Origin of the sequence: Pseudomonas benzenivorans, assembly GCF_024397895.1 — a bacterium.
GTDB classification, from domain to species: domain Bacteria; phylum Pseudomonadota; class Gammaproteobacteria; order Pseudomonadales; family Pseudomonadaceae; genus Aquipseudomonas; species Aquipseudomonas benzenivorans_A.
This window is the reverse complement of the sequence record NZ_CP073346.1, coordinates 4,394,447-4,413,304: the sequence shown is the minus strand read 5'-3', so window position 1 is coordinate 4,413,304 and position 18,858 is coordinate 4,394,447. Positions and strand designations below refer to the sequence as shown.

The window sequence follows — 18,858 nt, the reverse complement described above, 5'->3', positions numbered from 1 at the left end:
CAGCTGGAGCTCGGTGATTCTAACCCTGTGATGGAGAATAAAAAGAATTCGCCCCAACCTCCATAAAAACAAAACTATCTTAAGAAAAACTACGACCTCTTAAATAAATGAATTAATAAAATTATCATCAAAATAGAAAATCCATTCCCAACATTAAGGACACTAAAAACAGGTGACAACAGGAGAAGAGTGAGGAGATACGCCGCAATCAACAAATGCCTCCCCCCACACCACAAAGCCTTACTAACATAAACCAAAGAAAGTGCCGCAAGAAGTCCTCCTGAAACAATACCACCGCAAAGCCCAAAATCCACATATACCGACCCCGGAAATGTAAGATAAACTCCAGACAAAATTAGCTGATCAAGCACCTCTGACACATAATTCGTCCCCAAAAAGCCGTCATAAATTTTGATAAAAATAGGAAATGAGTACCCTCCCATGGTCAAAGGAGAATAGCCCGACTCAAAATAAGGAGATAAATAAGTGATTGAATGCGACACATAGAAAACCAAGAACAGCAAGCAATAATATATTTGCAGCCACGCACCACCGAGCCAGCCAGGAACTTCAATATCAACATTGTAGTTTTCTGCCAAAGCTCCCACAAACCCCTCTAAATCCAACCCTCTTATTTCCGCACGCTCTACAAATAGATAGATACCATATACGAAACCAAATACAAACAAAACTTTAACCCACCTTGGAAATCTTACAACTCCCTTACAACCTTTTGAAAAGCCCTCAATTTTTATATTTCTTTTCCTCTCCAAAACAAAATAAGACAAAATAAAAAAAGTACCGACAACAAAACTATTTCTCCCCCCAGACAAAAAGAAGCTTGCAAAACACATTATCACGAATAACCATAATCCAAAAATCAGAGCCTCCTTCCCTTCATTTCTAGCCTTGGACAACAAAAAGCATGCAAGAACCACTGGAGCCCCAGCTAAAAGATAATGTACCCCCCCCAATAATGAGCCCCTTGGGCCGTCGGCCATTGCCGCGTACCGTGCCTCAGTTACTCCAGTCTCCAAAACATTAGAAAGAATAATTTTATCCAAAATCACTGAAAATAAATAAATAACTGAAAGCGAAAGTACAAAATTAAAAACCCATCCTTCATCAAGAGGATTAAGCGCATTGCTTTTATTTTTTCTTAAACTAGACTCATCATTTCTCCAAAAAACTAAGGGGACCAAAAGAACGAAGGGAAGCAAAAACAGGGCTAAGAACACAAAAGAAAAGCCATCAACAGAAGGATGGGTAATTGGTCCAAAATAGCGCAAGAGCAAAACTGCAAGCCAAGGAAGCAAGATCGACTGCAATATAATGACAACACCAATCCTGCTAACCTTCATCGCGAAATATTTCTCATTCAGTACTTAATTAAAATACGCCCACAACAGCAAATAGTGCAAAGCCCACTGAAAGCCACTATCGGACACCCCCAGCCATTAAGTAAGAACAAATAAACTCATAGCATTAACAAAGGGGTCAACGCGCGCACCATATCTTGTAGATCTTCCAAATCCCTTACATTTTTGGAATCCCAGGCCCCATTATTTTTAAACGACCCAGGGAATAACTGCTCAACCAGATTGGCCAGTAGTTCTTCTTGTTCACAATTTGTAACCTTAAGGATCTGCATGGCCTTTACATGGTCTAGTAGTACTTCGCTAGGAGTCTGCTCTGTTATTTTCAGAAAGCGTTTACCGTACGCATAGTATGGATTACATAAAGTAATCACAGCCTTTCCTCTAAGCGCCGACTCAAACCCGACCGTCCCAGTCCATATGAAAACACCCTGCACTTTATCGAGGACAAGGTTTGACGGCGTATAAGTAGGCACTACCGTGATCCGAGCGTCTTTTTTGATTTTCCTATAAAACCCAGACGGCCTCGCTCCCATAACGGAAGGGTGCTCTTTAACAACAATATTAAACGACACATGATGCTTCTCAATAAAACGCTCAAGTGCCGCATAGTAATCTATGACCCCTGCATCTTCACTCCAATAATCAACAGTGCACTCAGGAAACATTTGCAAGGGGATATATAGTGCAGGTCGGGAGTCGGAAGCTAAGACTTGCTCCCAGTTCGGGTTTCCAGGCTCCCTAGGTAGGAAAATACTAAATTGTTCCCATGAAACCAGTTGCGAGGCCCAATAATGAAAATTAAATCGATCGCCAGAAAAATAACGCTTTGCAAAGAAATATGGAACTCTGGCTAGATTGGCCACCCAACGCTTAAAAACACCACGATTAGGATTACTAAGTGCACTGACATTAAACGAGGGAGTGTAAAGAGGATCCAAAAGCTTATGCCTCAAATCATCTATGATTGAAAGGTCGTACCCTGGATTTAAAGTACTTTCTCCACGCGAGGTAACTCGGAAATAACCGTTTACAAAGCTAGGAACCAGTGCAACAAAACGAACTCCCTGGCGCACACTCAAATGGCGCAACAAATCAATTACATACGAGTCAACTGTCAATGAAAGTACGACTTGTGGTTTTTTTCTCTCTAAAATTCCCTTGATAGCAGCAGCCATCGCGAACAAATGTTTTTGCGCTACAAAAAATGGGAGCTTTCTGAGCAAACGGCAGCGTACAATCATGTCCTGAGCTTCATCTGCAGTTATATCCGCCTCAACCTCCCGAATATTATCCTTCAGATTTGAGTAATAAGCCTGCTTCAATCCCAGGCTATCCACGCGGGCATGCTCACTACAGCAATAAATTGAAGCCTCTGGAAAAATATTTTTGGCTAGAGTTGCAAATTGATCAGCGTTCCAAGGGCGAACATAGCAAATAACACTTGCAATCACATCAAGATTCTTCATATAACCAACTTATACAATTGTAAACATGTCACCACCTCGCCTATAAGATGGTCATTGTTCTTCTAGAGCAAAGAACAAATTTAAATCACCTTGGCCATCATAAGGAATTAACGCCCCCCCCCTAAGAACCTTTGGGAAATAGCTATGCGCTCCCAAGAAATCTATTACACTCTTCGACGACGAACCGAACCTTTGAAGATGGCGATCTACAACCTCAATCATAAGCAATCGAGGCTTCAAAGCTAGAAGTGTTTTCGACATCCCTTGGAGAGCAAAAAACTCATACCCTTCAATATCCATTTTAACGATATCAAGCTTTATAAGGTCCAATGAGTCTATTGAAATAGCGGGTACCTCATAAAAACTTATATCTTCAGCGCCATATCCACTCTGCGAATTATCGCTATAAACTGAGGACAACGATGAATCGCTTGTTCTTGCGAATTTTTCCGTGGACACATCATTAGATACAGCCGCACAAACTACCTGCACATGGTTACAGTTATTAATCGAGGAAGATAGCTTGATGAGATCTGCATTTTGCCTAATTGGCTCTATCGCTATGACTTTTGAGGCAACAGATGAAAACAAAAAGGTAAAATACCCGACATTAGCACCAATATCCAAGCAGACATCATCCTTCCTCAGTTCATTCAAAAGAAATTCTGTTTCTTTTTTTTCAAACATATTTAGATAGATCTTCCTCCCCACATGCTCATTGACATAAACAAGAAACTCCCTACCAAATCTTTTCACTTTTTTAACAGAATATGGCTTACCCGGGAAATACAAATTAATTAACACCCTAAATACACTTCGAGCAACATTCAATCCCACTTCCGAAAGACCCATATCAGCACCTTAAAAAATATTAGTAAAATTCGACAATGTTAAGTTAAAAAGTCAAAACCATCATTTTTAGTCAGAGTAAGAGATCAGTACATTTCGACATTAATCCCATGATATGATTTCTCTGGATAAAGGAGTGCCAACTTCAATTCGAACCTTTGCCTTTCGGCCTAAAATTTCCGAATGAAGTTTTGGAGGAAGGCCATACCCTGGCCGAATACTTCTTATATGTTTTTCAGAAAAAACTTCTCCAGCCTCAATTTTTTTAACCACATAGAGTGATCGACGAAACTTCATATTAGCTTTTTCACTAGATTTCCTTCCATAGTCCACCCTACCCATGGCCTCCCACGCAGTCTTGCTATTTTGACACAGAGCTTCCAGCTCTTTCGGTTCGAGCGAAAAGCTGTCGTCAGGGCCACCACCGCAACGATCGAGAGTAAAGTGTTTCTCGATGATCGAAGCTCCGAGGGCAACGCTGGTAAGCGCGGTGGTGTTATCCAGCGTGTGATCTGACAGGCCTGTGAGCAATCCAAAACGCTGCACCATATCGGGGATGGTCCGCAGGTTGTAGTCCGCTGCCGGCGCAGGATAACCGCTGACGCAGTGGAGGATGGCCAACTCCTTGCAGCCGCCTTCGCGAGCTGCGTCGATGGCTTCCTGGATTTCCTCGGCATCGGCCATGCCCGTGGAGATGATCATCGGTTTGCCGGTGCTGGCGACGTACTTGATCAGCGGCAGGTCGACGGCCTCGAAAGAGGCGATCTTGTAGGCCGGCGCGTTGAGACCCTCCAGCAGGTCAACGGCGGTGGTGTCGAAGGGTGAGCTGAAGATGGTGATTTCGTGCTGGCGGGCATGCTCGAACAATGGCTTGTGCCACTCCCAAGGGGTATGCGCCCACTCATACAGGTCATAGAGCGTCCGGCCAGCCCACAGGCCATCCGTGATTTGGAAATCAGGGAGATCCGACTTGAGGGTGATGGTGTCGGGGCGATAGGTCTGAATCTTTACCGCATCGGCTCCCGCATGTTTGGCTGCCTCAATGATGCGCAGTGCTGCGTTCAGATCGCCGTTATGGTTGGCGGACATTTCGGCAATGACGTAAGGAGGGCAGCCCTCACCAATCTCGCGGCCATCGATCTTGATGCGATTAGTCACTGATTTTCTCCAAGGTAATTTTGTATTTCTTGCCATGCAGCTCAAAGAACGCAGGGAATCGATTGGGATCGCAGACGCGAATCCTGTCGAACTGATTGACGATGCTTTGTGTTGGGTCTAGCTGGCTGTCGGTTGGCGAGCGACGAGGGTAGTAGGTCGGCTCGATGTTCGGGTCCTGCTCTACCGGAACAATGTTGTCGAATTCGCTAACCGCGAAGTCGATGAGCTCGATCTCCGCATCGAACAGACGTTCATTGATCTCGCTCCAGAGCGCATGTTGGGGCACTGGGAATTTCAGCTTTTTCCAGATACGACCGCTGTCTACCCTGTCTTCGGCCTCCAGCAGGCTCAAGGTAATTTCTTCTGCACCGGCGATTATTTGCCAGATATGCGGGCTCCAGCCGCGCCCCGATGGCAGGTCGCTTGCGTGCAGGACGAGACTGGCACGATAGGCAGCACGCTCGGCAGCGCCCACAATCTCCGAGCAAGAGATCAGAAACAGTATGTCGCCGCCCGAGAGTTCGCTTTTCTTGCGCACCAACTCAATTTGATGCTTGTCCTGCTGCTGCCCGATCCAGCAGCAGAGATGCTCATTGACAGGGTGCAGCTTGTCGCTGCACAAAAAACTGATTCGCATGTTTAGCCTTGTCGATTGAAAAAGGTGATGACCTGCGATGTTCCCAGGCCATCCGTAACAGTTGCAGCTGAGGCACTCATTGCCGAAAGCGTGCGAGGCTCCATCTGCTGGCGAGTAATCAGCCGCCTCTCTTTCAGCATTGCCGAATCTGCCAGGAGCGCTGCACCAGCAGTACACAATGCCTGAGCGATAGCGCGCTGATTATCTGCCAGCACCAACATGATTGTCGGCAGTCCTAAACAGCAGCGCTCCCAGGAAGTAGCCCCTGCAGCCCCAATCGCCAGATCGCTGTCAGCCATCAGTTGCGCCATATCACTGACGCCGACCCTGACGGTGGTTGGCCACGGCAGTTGCTCGGCCTGTTGACGAACTTCGGTAAGCCAGGGGGCGGTAGCACCCATAACCACTGTGATTTGGCAGTTGGCCGGCAGCTCACTGGATGCAAGCGCCTGCAGCACTTGGCCGGTGGCGTTGTCCTTGTCGACGCCACCCATGGTGATAAGCAGGTGTTCGAGCTTAGGGCTTTCCCGGCGCCGCAGGCTATAGGGCCGCAGGGCAGCGAACTCGGGGCGCAACAGGGCGTATTGCGAGCCGCAAAGCACAGTACATCCAGAAGGTACCCAGGGATTGTAATCATCCGAGCTGCGACCGGAGGTCTGATCCAGCAACAAATCGCAGAGGTGCGAGCGATCGGCAAGGTCATCGATTACCATCAATTTGCGGTAATAAGGCTTGTGTGCTGCCTGCCACCGAGCATCGAGAGCATAGTGGTCCACAATCAGCCAGTCGGGCTGTAACTTGCGGAGAATCACCGCACAGTCATCAGCATCCTGATGCTGTGTAACACCTAGCCAGTGGGTGTGGGCTAGGTGAACTTTCTCACACGATCCCTCATCAACCGTAAGCACGCTAGCCCCTCCATCCGGCGCCTGATGTGCCTGAGCCAATGTATAGACACCATAACCCTTACTCCTGATGTGCTCTATCAGGTTACCGGGGTGTTCGCGACAGATGAAGTGGCACTCGGCGCCTTGTACCTTGAGGGCACCGGCCAAAGTTAAGCAGCGCATGACGTGACCAGAACCGATCTCAAGAGATGCATCAACGCGGAAGACATAAACAGCCATGTCACACCACTTTCCCAATAAAGAGTTTACGTTGCTCGACGATCTTAGCTGCCATATAAGCCACAATCATGCTACAGACCATCGCGCCCATACCTATCAACCAAGCACTGCCCACACCCCTCATCAAATATGTTTGAAACGCACCAAAAACGAAAAGGTAAATAGGGAAATGAATCAAATAAAGCGTATACCCAAAATGGGAAATAGGCTTAAATACAGCATACATCACCGAAGGCATAGCCGGACGAGTCAATAGCAAATACAGTGCAAACGCAAAACCAAAGGCAACATTATAACGAGCAATATCGTAAGACATATCATTAACCACGAAAAGCCAACCAAAGTACCCTGCCAGGGCAGCTGAAAGACATGCAAAAACCACGATCAGGCAACGCAAAATATTATTTATTACCCCCCATCGACCAATGACAACAATATATACCAACGCGCCAGAGAACCATACCAAGGAATATTTTAGAAAAAAATTACGCGCACCTGAAGAGTCGTATTTAGCTAATATAGCAATAATTGCAAAAGCCACCACAAAAAAAATCCAGCGCTTAAGTTTTAATGCGATGAACAGAAAGAAATAGATTGCGTACAACCACACCTCATATGACAAACTCCACAGCGGCCCATTGACTAATGGAGTTGTCGAGAAAAAACCGTTCAGGAAAAAAAGAGCCCCGAGGGTTTCGCTCCAATTGAAATGATACCCTTCTCGCGCCATTCTTTCCTGCGGCAAAAACAGGTAACTTTCATCGACAAAGACATACGGTACCAACCAATCAAGCAGACACATTACTCCAACGGCGAAAAGCAGCGGAGGCAAGATTCGACCTGCGCGTTTTATTACATACTGACGAATAGGAAATGGGTGCTGAAAAACCTTATCGGCCGACGCAGCTATCGAAAACCCAGAAACAACGAAAAACATCATCACAGACGCTTGTGCCAGCAAACCAGTGTATGGCGCTAACTCGGGCGCTGCAGGACGAACAAATACTTGGACACAGTGGCCGAACACCACCAGCACCGCAGCCAAACCACGATAAACGGCAAGCCGCTTCCACGTTTCTGCCCCCACACCTTTAGCTCCAATTTGCTCCACATTATTTCCTTACAAGACAACAGAGGACTATGAGCATGGTGCTATACATAGCAACCTACGATTCAATAGCTTCCAGCACATAAGCAAGACAACCAGCCGCGCCTAAGGCACATCAACTCAAGATCTTAAACTTCACCAACAAAAAGCAATAGCACTCTGAACAAACCCTGATTACTCCGCACTGGAAGCGCGCTCGTACCACTACCACTCCATATAAAGAATAATCATACTATCTTCCATTAATTACAACAAAATCATAAAGTTTATATTTTTCACCAGCACGTCCAACCGCCATCCACAACAACATTTGCACCATTAACAAAGGAGGAGGCAGACGATGCAAGAAACAAAACAGGGCCCTTGATTTCATCTTGAATACCGACTCGCCCCATGGGGACTTTCCCATTGAGTGTCTTAATAAAATCTGGACTGGCCTTTTGAACAACATCAGATGGGAACGGCCCAGGCGATATCGAGTTAACTCGGATTCCTTCACGACCGAACTCGCAGGCCGCATAGCGTGACCAGTGAAGTAATGCTGCTTTTGCCGCCCCGTAAAAGGGTGGATTGACACCACTTGCAAACTCATAAATGCGTTGATCAGGACTTACCATTGCATACATAGAGGCGAGGTTGATGACCGATGCATCCCCCGATACCTGGACCGCTTTACGTAAATTTGGTAGTGCTACTTTCAGAAGATTATGTGCTGCAATCATCGTCACATCGTAGCTTGAGGTATACGACTCAGGACTTGAGAGCTCAATACTACCCGCACCACCGACATAGGCATTATTAATCAGAACATGCAACGGGCGGTCTTGATAAGAAGAAAAGAAGGACTCAACCGCCTCTTTTGATGTAATATCAAAAACAGCTGCCTCCGCAGAAAGTCCGGAATGTTTCAGTTTTTCGACTAATGAAGAGCTTCGCTCTTGAGAGCGCGAGTTAATCAGGACATGTGCACCAGCTTCGGCCAAGATAATCGCCATTGCAGAACCTAAATATCCTGTAGCCCCCGTAACTAGAGCAGACCTACCCTGAAGAGAAAATATCTCCACACCTTTCTTCATTGTTGGTCCATTCTCCATAGTGCTGGATTAAGTGTAGACTCTTCCAGCCTCGGGCGACTTGCCAAGATTTTGTTTATCTCGTCTTCCCTTATGACTGGGCGACAGAAAATCTCAATATTTTCTTTAAGTTGTTGCATGCTCTCCATTCCGACAGCTATGCCATCAACCCAATCCAGTGAATTAATATAACTCAGACACAAATCGGCTATATTGAGCCTGCTACATAACTCGACCTGCTCTTTCATCCATTGGATTATTACCTCTGCATTTTCAACATTGGCCTTAAGCCAGTGTCGGGGATCGCTGCTTTGCAGAAGACCTTGCAGGAGAGCACTGCGAACATGAATGATCAATTTGCGTTCGAGCTTTACAGCTCTGATCTTCGGAATGATAGAGTCCCATCGCCAATCTAGTATATTGACTGGCATTTGAATAAACGTTAAGTCAAGTTCAGATAACGCTTTCTCAAGCTCTTCCGGCGACTGAATAGAGACTCCAAGCTCCTTTATGACTCCAGACTCCAGGAGTTCCTGTAGCCTTTGCCATACCGCGCCGTCCCACTCGTCAATATGCGAGACACGATGTAGCATCAAAACGTCAAGGCTTTGCACGCGAAGCGCAGAGCAGGATTGGTAGATGCTAGCATCGACAAAGGCTCTGACAGAATTAGTTGACGCATCGGCAGGGCACTCTAGAAGTGGAGAAAGTTTGGTTATTATCTTAACTCTCCCTTCCCAACCACTTTTCAGTGCCTGGCCAATAATCTCTTCACTATTACCATACGCACGAGCCGTATCGAGGTAAACCACACCATTGGCTATCGCAGTTTTAATAAGTTCCTGAGACAAACTCGAGGAAGGCTGTCCGATTTTGTTTGCCACACCATAGTTGCTACCAAGCTGAGCAGCTCCCAAAACCAACCGTGGCACAGGTTGACTTCCCATTGGTTGATATGGAGAACTTTCAAGGTACTTTATCAAATCAAATGGGTCGGCATGTATGGCGTCGTCAAAATTTGAAAAGAGCCGCAGTGCCCCCAGATAGTCATCAAAACAATCAATGGTACAGCGAAAGTGACCTTTATTTAAGGATCGATAACTCTCGAAGAATTCAGAGCCGAACTTCCTGATGATATAGGGTGTTACATGTTCTTGATCATATTTGCTGGAGCTGTTTCTGGCAGCCTCACGCAAATGACCTAACCTGGTTATTTCAGCACTCATGCCGTAAGGTAAGCCGGACGGTTCGCCATTACAGCAAAGATAGTCAAGTTTTCTTTTTATGAAGTCTTGCTCTATTTCATCGAGCAGGCTGCCATCAGGAAAAATATTGTCTGCAGTTAGACGGAACACTATAGTGTTATCGTCATATCCTGATAAGGCATGAACCACCCTTTCCAGAGTATTTTCAAGGCTACCTCTCGAGCAGGCCAGGCCGTGACCCTCGATAATCGCTGCCAGAGCATCATCGCTCGCTTCCTGTGAGGTGGCAACTATGACTTTACGGTCAGTATTGGCAGCACGTTTGGCTGCCAATACTACAAGAGGGATACCGTTAATTGGTAGAAGCACTTTGCCTGGCAGACGTGACGAATTTGTGCGGGCCTGAAGAACTGCAACACTTTTCAAGACACTACCTCTTGAAGCACAGACACAACACGATTCTGCTGCTCTTCCGTCATGGTCTGAAACATAGGCAGGCTAATGGCCTCGCGGTAATAACTTTCCGCTTGCGGGTAGTCACCTTCTTTGAAACCCATTCGCTGGTAGTAAGGCTGGGTATGCACCGGGATATAGTGTAAGTTCACGCCGAGTCCCTGCTCGCGCAGGGACTCGAAAACCTGGCGATGACTTTTCACAATCCTGTTCAACTGCAGCCGGATGACATACAGGTGCAGCCCCGAATAGCTATCCGGATGCTGCCAGGGTGTGGTAACAGGCAGCTCTCCGAGCAGATAGTTGTAGCGTTTGGCCAGCTGATGACGCCGCTCAACATACTGATCCAGACGCGCCATCTGGGTAACACCCAAGGCTGCCTGCAGCTCTGTCATTCGGTAATTGAAGCCAAGATCGACTTGTTGATAGTACCAAGGGCCATCGGTCTCATGCGTCATTTGTTCCGGGTCACGGGTGATACCGTGGCTGCGCAGTAGAGCCATACGATTTGCCAGCTCAGCATCGTTGGTCAGCGCCATGCCGCCTTCGGCGGTGGTGATGATTTTCACCGGATGGAAGCTGAATACCGTGATTTCGCTGTAGCGACAATTGCCGATGAACTGACCTTGATATTTTCCACCGATAGCGTGCGAAGCGTCCTCGATGATTTTGAAGCCATAGCGCTGGGCCAGCGCATGGATGGCCTGCATGTCGCAAGACTGACCGCTCAGGTGCACCGGCACCACCACCTTGGGCAACTTGCCTTCTCGCTCGGCCTGTTCGAGCTTGCGCTCAAGTGCCTGCGGGCAAAGATTGTAGGTACGCGGGTCAATATCCACGAAGTCGACCTCCGCACCGCAATAGAGACCACAATTGGCCGAGGCGACGAAGCTGACCGGGGTGGTCCACAAGCGGTCGCCGGGACCCAATCCCAGCGCCAGGCAGGCAATGTGCAGCGCTGAAGTAGCACTATTCACGGCCAGGGCATGGCGGGCGCCGACATGCTGTGCCACGCTTTGCTCGAAGCGCGGAGCCATAGGTCCCTGGGTAAGGAAGTCGGACTGCAATACACCCACGACTGCATCGATGTCGGCTTGAGTGATGTCCTGGCGACCGTAAGGGATCATGGATCAGATACTCCCGATCTTTTCACGATTGGCCTCGATCCAGGCCTGCAACGCCTCATCGGACATCCACTCGGCGTTGTTGTCACTGGAGTAGACGAAACCTTCCGGTACTTTCTTACCGTCCTTAATGCGTTTCTCGCAAGTGGCCCAATTATTGATGGTCGGCAGTATTTTGAAATGCTCAGGGTATTCGTAGGTGTAGTAAGCGTCTTCGACGCTGATCATCTGCTCATGCAACTTTTCACCGGGACGAATACCGACTACTTCCTGCCTGGCCTCTGGAGCCACCACACGGGCGAGGTCGGTAACTTTCATGGAAGGGATCTTCTTCACATAAATCTCGCCACCTTCCATATCCTCGAAGGCATGCCAAACCAATTCGACACCTTCTTCCAAGGAAATCATGAAGCGAGTCATACGATCATCGGTAATAGGTAGCACACCTTTATCTTTAATCGACATGAAGAACGGAATCACCGAGCCACGCGATCCCATCACATTACCGTAACGTACAACGGCAAAGCGGGTTTCATGGCCACCTGCGTAAGAGTTGCCGGCAACAAACAGCTTGTCCGAGGCTAACTTAGTCGCACCGTACAAATTGATCGGGCTGCTAGCCTTGTCGGTTGAGAGCGCAACCACACGTTTAACGCCTTTGTCGATACAGGCGTCAATCAAGTTCATCGCACCATCGATATTAGTCTTAACGCACTCGAAGGGGTTGTATTCGGCGGTCGGGACAATCTTGGTCGCAGCGGCGTGCACAACGTAGTCGACACCATCCAAGGCGCGATACAGACGATCCTTGTCGCGGATATCGCCAATAAAGAAGCGAACGCGGGAATCGCCCTCGAACTTTTTAGCCATATCCCACTGCTTCATCTCGTCACGAGAGTAGATGATCACTCGCCGCGGGTTGTACTTGGCCAGGATCATCGGAACGAAGGTGTTACCAAAAGAGCCGGTACCACCAGTCACTAAAATGGACTTATCATTGAACATCACAAACCTTCTTTACTTTTAGTCACAATGAAAGCTGCACATTCTTTGCGCAAGATTTTCCGCGAAGTACAGCGTAAGCATATAGCTTCCAGAAAAAAATAAGCGCAAAAGAAATACACAGCGCATAAGGGACTGCCAACTCACCATTAGAGCGAGAAAGCATATAGGCTGACGGCGGAAACACTACCAAACCTGCAAGATGACTCAATATGATATGCTTATCCGCCCCCTTAGCATATAGACCATAGTGAGGAATCATACTCAGCCCATATAGAATCATGGCCAACATAATCCAACTAAAAAGCCCAGCCTTCTCGATATAGAAAGGTTTATCCAACCATGACAACACAGGGCCTAACAGCACGAAAGCCAGCAACGAGATAACCCCACCAACCAGCACCGTCTGCAAAGTCAACTGGTGCATACCGGCTTTAAATTTATCACTGTCACCATTTCGATACGCGGCAATCAATGCAGGATAGATAAATACAAAAACCCCTGCATCCAAGAACGAGATCACAGCTGTCGCAATGCCCATGAATAATACGTAGGCGCCCAGCAAATCCATATCACTAGTCGCTTGGACCCAGTATCGGTCAACGGTTAAGATCCCCCGAACAGCGAGCGTAGCCAGCAGAAATGGGACAGCGACTTTTATCCCTTTCCAGACCCAGTGCCAATCGACGGCTGTCAGCCAACCTTTTAATCGCAAGTGAACGACCCGAGTAAAACCCAAACAACATGCAACCCCCACCCCCACGCTCCACGCGGCCAGTACAGTCTCAAGCTTCCGTAGCTCTGGGTCTAGCCACATAAGTGGAAGCACTACGCAGACCCAGGCTCCCGACCTTACGAAGAGCACAAAACTCGCGAATAAAGGCTCAGAAATAGCGACAAGCAGACGATTCAACTCCTGCCCAAGGTGTTCCAAGATCAGCAGCAAAAAGAACCAGGGCGCCAAGTACCAGGGCATAAGCCCCTTGATAAAAACAAGCATCAATAGCGGCAGTAACAATAAATATATAAACAAAAAGAACACTGCCTGGTCCTTCAACATACCCCCCCAAAGCTTTCTTTCAGCACCGATGATCTCACGCGAACTAAAAGTATAGAAATCAAACCCCACCCAATAGATGGCATAACCCACGGAAGCCATGAGCAAGCCATACAGCCCCACCTCAGCTGGCTCAAGGAAACGCGCAAGAAAGAAGATCAACAAAAACTTACTGACAAGGGTAGCCCCTCTCAGACTAATATTTATAATTTTCGTGATAACTGTTGACTTCACTCAGCTCTGCTCTTTATCAATCTTACGTGCGACTAACTAGCATTTAGTTTGGTGTGACCGTTTTCACTACTCGCCCGCTTTTTCGATATCGATACTCAAACAGTCCAGCCAAAGCCTGCTTCGCTTTGGGTTCGCCATGCACAATCCTCACTTCAGACGGCCACTCACGTATCCGCGTGACAAAATTCACCAGTCCCTTCTGGTCCGCATGGGCCGAATAACCGCCTATGGTATGGATTTGAGCGCGAATGTCATAGCGTTGCCCTTCCATATCTGCATAGCCGCCCCGCGGGCCGTAGGCCTGGATGGCCCGGCCCGGGGTGCCTTGGGCCTGGTAGCGGACGAAGAGGACGTTGTGCTGCAGGTCGTGCAGCATGGATTTCAGGTAATTGACAATTCGACCGCTACTGCACATTCCGTTCCCTGCTATGGCGATGGCCGGACGAGCGGTTTCCGTCAGGTGACGAACCATCGCCAGGTGCACCTGGTGGCTCTCGACGGTGAGCAGCTGCGCGAACTCCAGTGGGTTGCGACCTTGTTTCACGCGCTGCAGCGCTTCGTTATCCCAGAAGGGCTTGAGGTCGCGGTAGACCTGGGTGAAGCGGCTGGCCAGGGGTGAGTCGCGGATGATAGGTAATGTGGGCCAGTCAGGGCCAGCCGTGTCGTGTTTGCTGGCTTTACCCCTAGCCCCTCTCCCGGAGGGAGAGGGGGACTAAGAGCGGCTCTGCTTCCTTGCTCTTTTCCATCGGCATTGAGCTTGCGGTGGATGATGTCTTCCAGTTTGTAGAGCAGTTCCTGGGGGCGGCCGATGCTGAAGGCCGGGGTCAGTACCGTGCCGTTGTCGGCCAGGGCGCGCTCGATGACGCTTTCCAGGCGCTGCTGGCGAGTGCGGCGATCTTCGTGCAGGCGGTCGCCGTAGGTGCTCTCGATCACCACAATGTCGGCGCGGTACGGCGGTTTGGGCGCAGGCAGCAGGGGTGCATGGGGGGCACCCAGGTCGCCGGAGAAGACGATGCGTTTCCTCTCGCCGGACCGGAGGTAGTGCAGGTTGATTTCCACATAAGCCGAACCGAGGATATGCCCGGCGCGCTGCAGGCGGATGCAGCAGCTCAGGCTCTCGGTACCCTGCAGGGTGAACCAGGTCTTGTAGGGCAAGGCGATGATACGTCGCTCGATCAGCCTGATGTAGCGCTCGACCTGCTTCTGGTCGCGACTGAAGCCGAGCTTGAAGACATCCTCCAGTACGATGGGCAGCAGCTTGGCGGAGGGTTCACTGCAGAGGATCGGCCCCTTGAAACCGGCGGCCAGCAAGTAAGGGATGCGCCCGACGTGATCGACATGCACGTGGGTGGCGACCAGAGCCCTGATCGTGTCCAGGGGAAACTCGATGGCCAGGAGATCGGCGCTGGATTTGCCTTCGGGCGAAGTCTCGGCGCCCTGGAACAGGCCGCAGTCGATCAGCAGGCTGTGCTCGGCGTCCATCAACAGTTGGTGACAGGAGCCGGTCACGCCGTCCTTGGCGCCATGATGGAGGATATCGGGGTAACCCATGGTGTCGATCCGTGTTAGTCCTTTAACGATGTCGGTGGGAGAAGCGGAGCGGTGCCGGGGCTATTCCTTAGCATATGGCCGCGTACTGGTCTTAATAGCGGTTAGAGCGCGCTTGTTTCTGCATCCCGCATCGCTTGTATTTGGGGGCCTTGGTGCGCACGGCGCACCCTACGAGGCACGGCTAATCGATTCGAGGGCGGCCCCCTCTACTGAGCGTCTTGTCAGGATGACAAGCTCGACTGATCGGAATGATGTCGCGAGGCACCCCGACGCAGACCGTTGCGCAGCAGGGCGATAAACAGCCCCAGCATGCCGCCGAGTACCACGCCCAATGCCAGGATCAGCGCTTTCTTGGGCTTTACGGGACGCAGGGGGTCCACGGCGACCTGGTCGACAGACACCAGTTTGAGCTCGGTTACGTCGACGCTAAGGTTGCGCAAACGAGTGGCCTCCTCCCGCCAGATGGCCAGGTCCTTGAGGAACAGGTCTTCGTTTTCACGCTGATTGAGCACTTCAACCTGCCGGTTGTGCGCCAACAGTTGCAGTTCCTTGGCGATCTCCGCGATGCGCGGCTCGGTGAAGTCATCGGAGCGACGCTGCAGCAAGGCATTACGCTCTGCCTCCAGGGCTTCGCTGCCCATGAAGTAGAGCGGTATCTGCTGGTTGTTGACCTCGGTACGAATTACGCTGCCTTGCGCTACGCGCTCGCCCTCGCCCAGCGCGGAGGGTGTGGTGGGTTTGCCGATACCCAGTGCCTTGGCGATACGTATCGCCTCGTCGAGCTGGGTGATGCGGTTGTCGCGGCGGTCCTTGAGCTGCTGGCGCAGCGCCTTGAGTTCGTCCTGCAACTGCGCACGCTTGAGGCTGTCGGCCTCGAGCAACTCGGCGATCCTGGCGTCCTTGCTCGCTTCATAATTGGCGCGGGCCGCGGCCATCTTCAATTCGAGTTGATTCAGGCGGTTCTGGATCACTGTTTGCAGATCGGCGGCGATCTTTTCGCGCTCCGCCTGGATGGCATGCTCGACCAGGCCATTGACCAGGGTGACGCCGTTGACGTCCGCCGGGTAGGTCAGCTGGATGCCGACATAGGCGCTCAGGCTGTCGATCTTTTTCGGATCGGGCTGGAGCATCTTGAACGCCTCTCGATTGAAACTTTCGAAGGTTTGCTCGAGGCTGCGATTGGGTTGACGCAAGGCCTCGAACAGCCCCGGGTTGGCGCGGAAGTACGCCAGGCGGCTGTCATAGGACTCCAGGGAGGCGCCAACGCGCTGCATGGCTTGCTCAGGCGTCAGCTCGTAAACACCGGTGCGATTCAAGGCATCCAGGTCTTTGATCGCCGCAGGACGCAACATGCTCTGCACCTGGTATTCAGGGGTGGCCAGGAAGGCATAGGCCGCTGCTAGCAGGCCGACCAGTAGAGTCACCAGGGCAATTAACAGCTTCTGTTCCCAGAGCGAATGAAATAACGCGGCCAGGTCGATTTCGTCGTTAACGGGTGGTTGCACAGCGGGGGGGATTGCGTTCACGGCCAAGGTCCATCTTTCAAATGTGTGCCACGGATGCGCCAGGCGAGGACAACTGTTGTTGTCCTATCGAGCCACTCCAGCCATACACCGCGGGTTCCGGAGCAGCCGATAGTAAGGGCTTTTACCCATCCCACCAGCAGAGACTGGGCGGCATTGTGCCTGCGGTGCATGACATTACAAGTCTTGACAAACATTTGACAGCCGCTGATAGACGGACGGGAGCTTTGTGATACACGTCATAGTTTCCGCGCCTCGCATATTGACTCCCCACTCAGGGCGATGCGCTTACGGCGCGCCTCCCCACATACGCCCTACGGTTTGTTGGCTTGCCTGGGGCGCAGCAGGTTGCGCAGCAACGCCACGAAGACGCCGAGCATCAGGCCGGCAACCCCGCCCAGGCCAAGCACAAGCGCTTTCTTCGGTTTGACCGCAGCAAGCGGCTCGAGCGCCGGCTGGTCCACCCTCACCAACTGCAAGGCGCCGGTATCGAACTTGATCCCCTTGAGCTGTGCCGCCTCCTGCCGCCACTCCGCCAGATCCTTGAGGTACAGATCTTCGTTCTTGCGCTGCTCGAGGATTTCCACCTGCCGGTTCTGGCTCAGCAGAGCCAGTTCCTTCTCGATCTCGGCGACCCGCGGTTCGCTGAAGTCGTCCGAGCTGCGTTCGCTCAGGGCCTGCCGCTCGGCCTTCAAGGCATCCACCCCCATGAAGTACAACGGAATGTCCCGGCTGTTGACCTCGGTACGCACCACCAGCCCCCGGCGCTGCGCGTCGGCCATGGCCGAAGGGGTGGTGGGTTTGCGGATACCCAGCGACTCGGCTATCTGCATGGCTTCATCGAGACGCTTGATGCGGTTCTCCCGGCGCGTTTTCAGTTCGCTGCGCAGGGCCCGCAACTCATCCTGCAACTGCGCCTTGCGCAAGGCATCCTGCTCGAGAAGGTTGGCAATTCGTGCTTGCTTGCTCGCCTCGTAGCTGGCCCGTGCAGCCTCGACCTTTTGCTCGAGGGCAAACAGGCGGTTGGCTATCAACACCTTCAGGTCGGTGGCTATGCGCTCCCGCTCCGCCTCCTGCACGGCAGCGACCAGCCCATTGACGACCTCCACACCATCGACCCCCTTGGGGTAGCTCAGGGATATACCGACGAACTCGCTCAGGCTATTGGGCCTCTTCGGGTCGACCTGCAGCATGGTGAACGCCGAGCGGTTGAACGCTTCGAAAGCCTGCTCCAGCGAGCGGCCAGGCTCGACCAGCCCGGTAAACAGCTGTTGATTGTCAAGGAAGAACTTGAGGCGACTCTCGTAGGAAGAGAGCCCAGCCCCCACACGGCTCAATGCATCGGCCGGGGTCAAGTCATAGACGCCGGTGCCATTCAATTCATCGAGGCGGCCCTGATCCACCGGGCGCAACACGCTCTGCACCTGATAGTGCGGCGTGGCCAGGAAGGCGTAGGCAGCCGCCCCGAGGGTGGCTAGGCAGGCGATGGCGAGAATCAGGTACTTTTGCTGGAACAGTGATCGAAGCAGCTCGGCCAGATCGATTTCATCGTTGCTATAGCTGGGTTGCTGCGGTAGGTCTGGCATAGGCCGGCTGGGGTCCATCTAAACAAAGGTCGATAGCATGGCATGCGATCACTTTTAAATCTCCCTCCCTGAGTGCCCCGCCTCTCATGTATCGGCGGTAACAGGCGCCTTCCTTGCATCCAGCGGTGTGTGACAGCCTCCTTACAGCTTTGTTCATCACCGGACCGGGAGTCGAGGACTCTTTCTGCCGGCCCCGATTCACGCCTGCAGCCACTCGCACGGAGCACCCTGCAGCATCGGTACTCGTCCAGAAGATATAGCTCCAAGGCACGTGTTTGAAGGATGCGCGCTGCGCGCCAACAGGTATCGATAGCCCGCGGTGCGCA

14 protein-coding genes and 1 pseudogene are annotated in these 18,858 nt (G+C 51.0%); all 15 read right to left on the bottom strand.

Features of this window, described 5'->3' with window-relative positions; genetic code table 11:
- Nucleotides 1-89: 89 nt before the first annotated feature.
- Nucleotides 90-1,361, bottom strand: a complete 1,272-nt coding sequence (locus KDW96_RS20555; RefSeq protein ID WP_255838075.1) for a hypothetical protein — start codon at nucleotides 1,359-1,361, stop codon at nucleotides 90-92.
- A 116-nt stretch (nucleotides 1,362-1,477) separates the two neighbouring features.
- Nucleotides 1,478-2,845, bottom strand: a complete 1,368-nt coding sequence (locus KDW96_RS20550) for a capsular polysaccharide export protein, LipB/KpsS family (protein WP_255838074.1) — start codon at nucleotides 2,843-2,845, stop codon at nucleotides 1,478-1,480.
- Between the two features lie 51 nt (nucleotides 2,846-2,896).
- On the bottom strand, nucleotides 2,897-3,697 hold the full coding sequence (locus tag KDW96_RS20545) for an FkbM family methyltransferase (protein WP_255838073.1): 801 nt from the start codon (nucleotides 3,695-3,697) through the stop codon (nucleotides 2,897-2,899).
- Nucleotides 3,698-3,796: 99 nt separating this feature from the next.
- Nucleotides 3,797-4,888: a pseudaminic acid synthase gene (gene pseI, locus KDW96_RS20540; protein ID WP_370295232.1), complete on the bottom strand. Its 1,092-nt coding sequence runs from the start codon at nucleotides 4,886-4,888 to the stop codon at nucleotides 3,797-3,799.
- On the bottom strand, nucleotides 4,845-5,489 hold the full coding sequence (locus tag KDW96_RS20535) for a formyltransferase family protein (protein WP_255838071.1): 645 nt from the start codon (nucleotides 5,487-5,489) through the stop codon (nucleotides 4,845-4,847). Before KDW96_RS20535 ends, pseI begins: the two co-directional genes overlap by 44 nt.
- A gap of 2 nt (nucleotides 5,490-5,491) precedes the next feature.
- Nucleotides 5,492-6,616 (bottom strand): UDP-2,4-diacetamido-2,4,6-trideoxy-beta-L-altropyranose hydrolase, encoded by a 1,125-nt coding sequence (gene pseG / locus KDW96_RS20530; protein ID WP_255838070.1) that lies wholly within the window; start codon nucleotides 6,614-6,616, stop codon nucleotides 5,492-5,494.
- Between the two features lies 1 nt (nucleotide 6,617).
- Nucleotides 6,618-7,727, bottom strand: a complete 1,110-nt coding sequence (locus KDW96_RS20525; RefSeq protein WP_255838069.1) for an acyltransferase family protein — start codon at nucleotides 7,725-7,727, stop codon at nucleotides 6,618-6,620.
- 272 nt (nucleotides 7,728-7,999) lie between these two features.
- On the bottom strand, nucleotides 8,000-8,800 hold the full coding sequence (locus KDW96_RS20520; RefSeq protein ID WP_255838068.1) for an SDR family NAD(P)-dependent oxidoreductase: 801 nt from the start codon (nucleotides 8,798-8,800) through the stop codon (nucleotides 8,000-8,002).
- The gene (locus KDW96_RS20515; protein ID WP_255838067.1) at nucleotides 8,797-10,428 is read right to left on the bottom strand and encodes an aldo/keto reductase; all 1,632 of its coding nucleotides are present in this window, start codon (nucleotides 10,426-10,428) and stop codon (nucleotides 8,797-8,799) included. Before KDW96_RS20515 ends, KDW96_RS20520 begins: the two co-directional genes overlap by 4 nt.
- Nucleotides 10,425-11,582 (bottom strand): UDP-4-amino-4,6-dideoxy-N-acetyl-beta-L-altrosamine transaminase, encoded by a 1,158-nt coding sequence (gene pseC / locus KDW96_RS20510; RefSeq protein WP_255838066.1) that lies wholly within the window; start codon nucleotides 11,580-11,582, stop codon nucleotides 10,425-10,427. Before pseC ends, KDW96_RS20515 begins: the two co-directional genes overlap by 4 nt.
- A 3-nt stretch (nucleotides 11,583-11,585) precedes the next feature.
- A complete protein-coding gene (pseB, locus tag KDW96_RS20505; RefSeq protein WP_255838065.1) occupies nucleotides 11,586-12,584 on the bottom strand; it encodes a UDP-N-acetylglucosamine 4,6-dehydratase (inverting) in 999 nt (332 codons plus the stop codon).
- 22 nt (nucleotides 12,585-12,606) lie between these two features.
- Nucleotides 12,607-13,872 carry a lipopolysaccharide biosynthesis protein gene (locus KDW96_RS20500; RefSeq protein WP_255838063.1) on the bottom strand — a complete coding sequence of 422 codons (1,266 nt, stop codon included), beginning with the start codon at nucleotides 13,870-13,872 and terminating at the stop codon, nucleotides 12,607-12,609.
- 43 nt (nucleotides 13,873-13,915) lie between these two features.
- Nucleotides 13,916-15,423: pseudogene (locus KDW96_RS20495) on the bottom strand (MBL fold metallo-hydrolase RNA specificity domain-containing protein).
- A gap of 221 nt (nucleotides 15,424-15,644) precedes the next feature.
- Entirely contained in the window at nucleotides 15,645-16,949 is a 1,305-nt protein-coding gene (locus KDW96_RS20490) for a Wzz/FepE/Etk N-terminal domain-containing protein (RefSeq protein ID WP_255838062.1), read from the bottom strand.
- Between the two features lie 311 nt (nucleotides 16,950-17,260).
- The gene (locus tag KDW96_RS20485; RefSeq protein ID WP_255838060.1) at nucleotides 17,261-18,532 is read right to left on the bottom strand and encodes a Wzz/FepE/Etk N-terminal domain-containing protein; all 1,272 of its coding nucleotides are present in this window, start codon (nucleotides 18,530-18,532) and stop codon (nucleotides 17,261-17,263) included.
- Nucleotides 18,533-18,858 lie beyond the last annotated feature (326 nt).

Bases quoted from the DNA above. Each gene is read 5' to 3' on its own strand.
- KDW96_RS20555 (WP_255838075.1), bottom strand. From the start codon at position 1,361: ATGAAGGTTAGCAGGATTGGTGTTGTCATTATATTGCAGTCGATCTTG.
- KDW96_RS20550 (WP_255838074.1), bottom strand. From the start codon at position 2,845: ATGAAGAATCTTGATGTGATTGCAAGTGTTATTTGCTATGTTCGCCCT.
- KDW96_RS20545 (WP_255838073.1), bottom strand. From the start codon at position 3,697: ATGGGTCTTTCGGAAGTGGGATTGAATGTTGCTCGAAGTGTATTTAGG.
- pseI (WP_370295232.1), bottom strand. From the start codon at position 4,888: ATGGCAAGAAATACAAAATTACCTTGGAGAAAATCAGTGACTAATCGC.
- KDW96_RS20535 (WP_255838071.1), bottom strand. From the start codon at position 5,489: ATGCGAATCAGTTTTTTGTGCAGCGACAAGCTGCACCCTGTCAATGAG.
- pseG (WP_255838070.1), bottom strand. From the start codon at position 6,616: ATGGCTGTTTATGTCTTCCGCGTTGATGCATCTCTTGAGATCGGTTCT.
- KDW96_RS20520 (WP_255838068.1), bottom strand. From the start codon at position 8,800: ATGAAGAAAGGTGTGGAGATATTTTCTCTTCAGGGTAGGTCTGCTCTA.
- pseC (WP_255838066.1), bottom strand. From the start codon at position 11,582: ATGATCCCTTACGGTCGCCAGGACATCACTCAAGCCGACATCGATGCA.
- pseB (WP_255838065.1), bottom strand. From the start codon at position 12,584: ATGTTCAATGATAAGTCCATTTTAGTGACTGGTGGTACCGGCTCTTTT.
- KDW96_RS20485 (WP_255838060.1), bottom strand. From the start codon at position 18,532: ATGCCAGACCTACCGCAGCAACCCAGCTATAGCAACGATGAAATCGAT.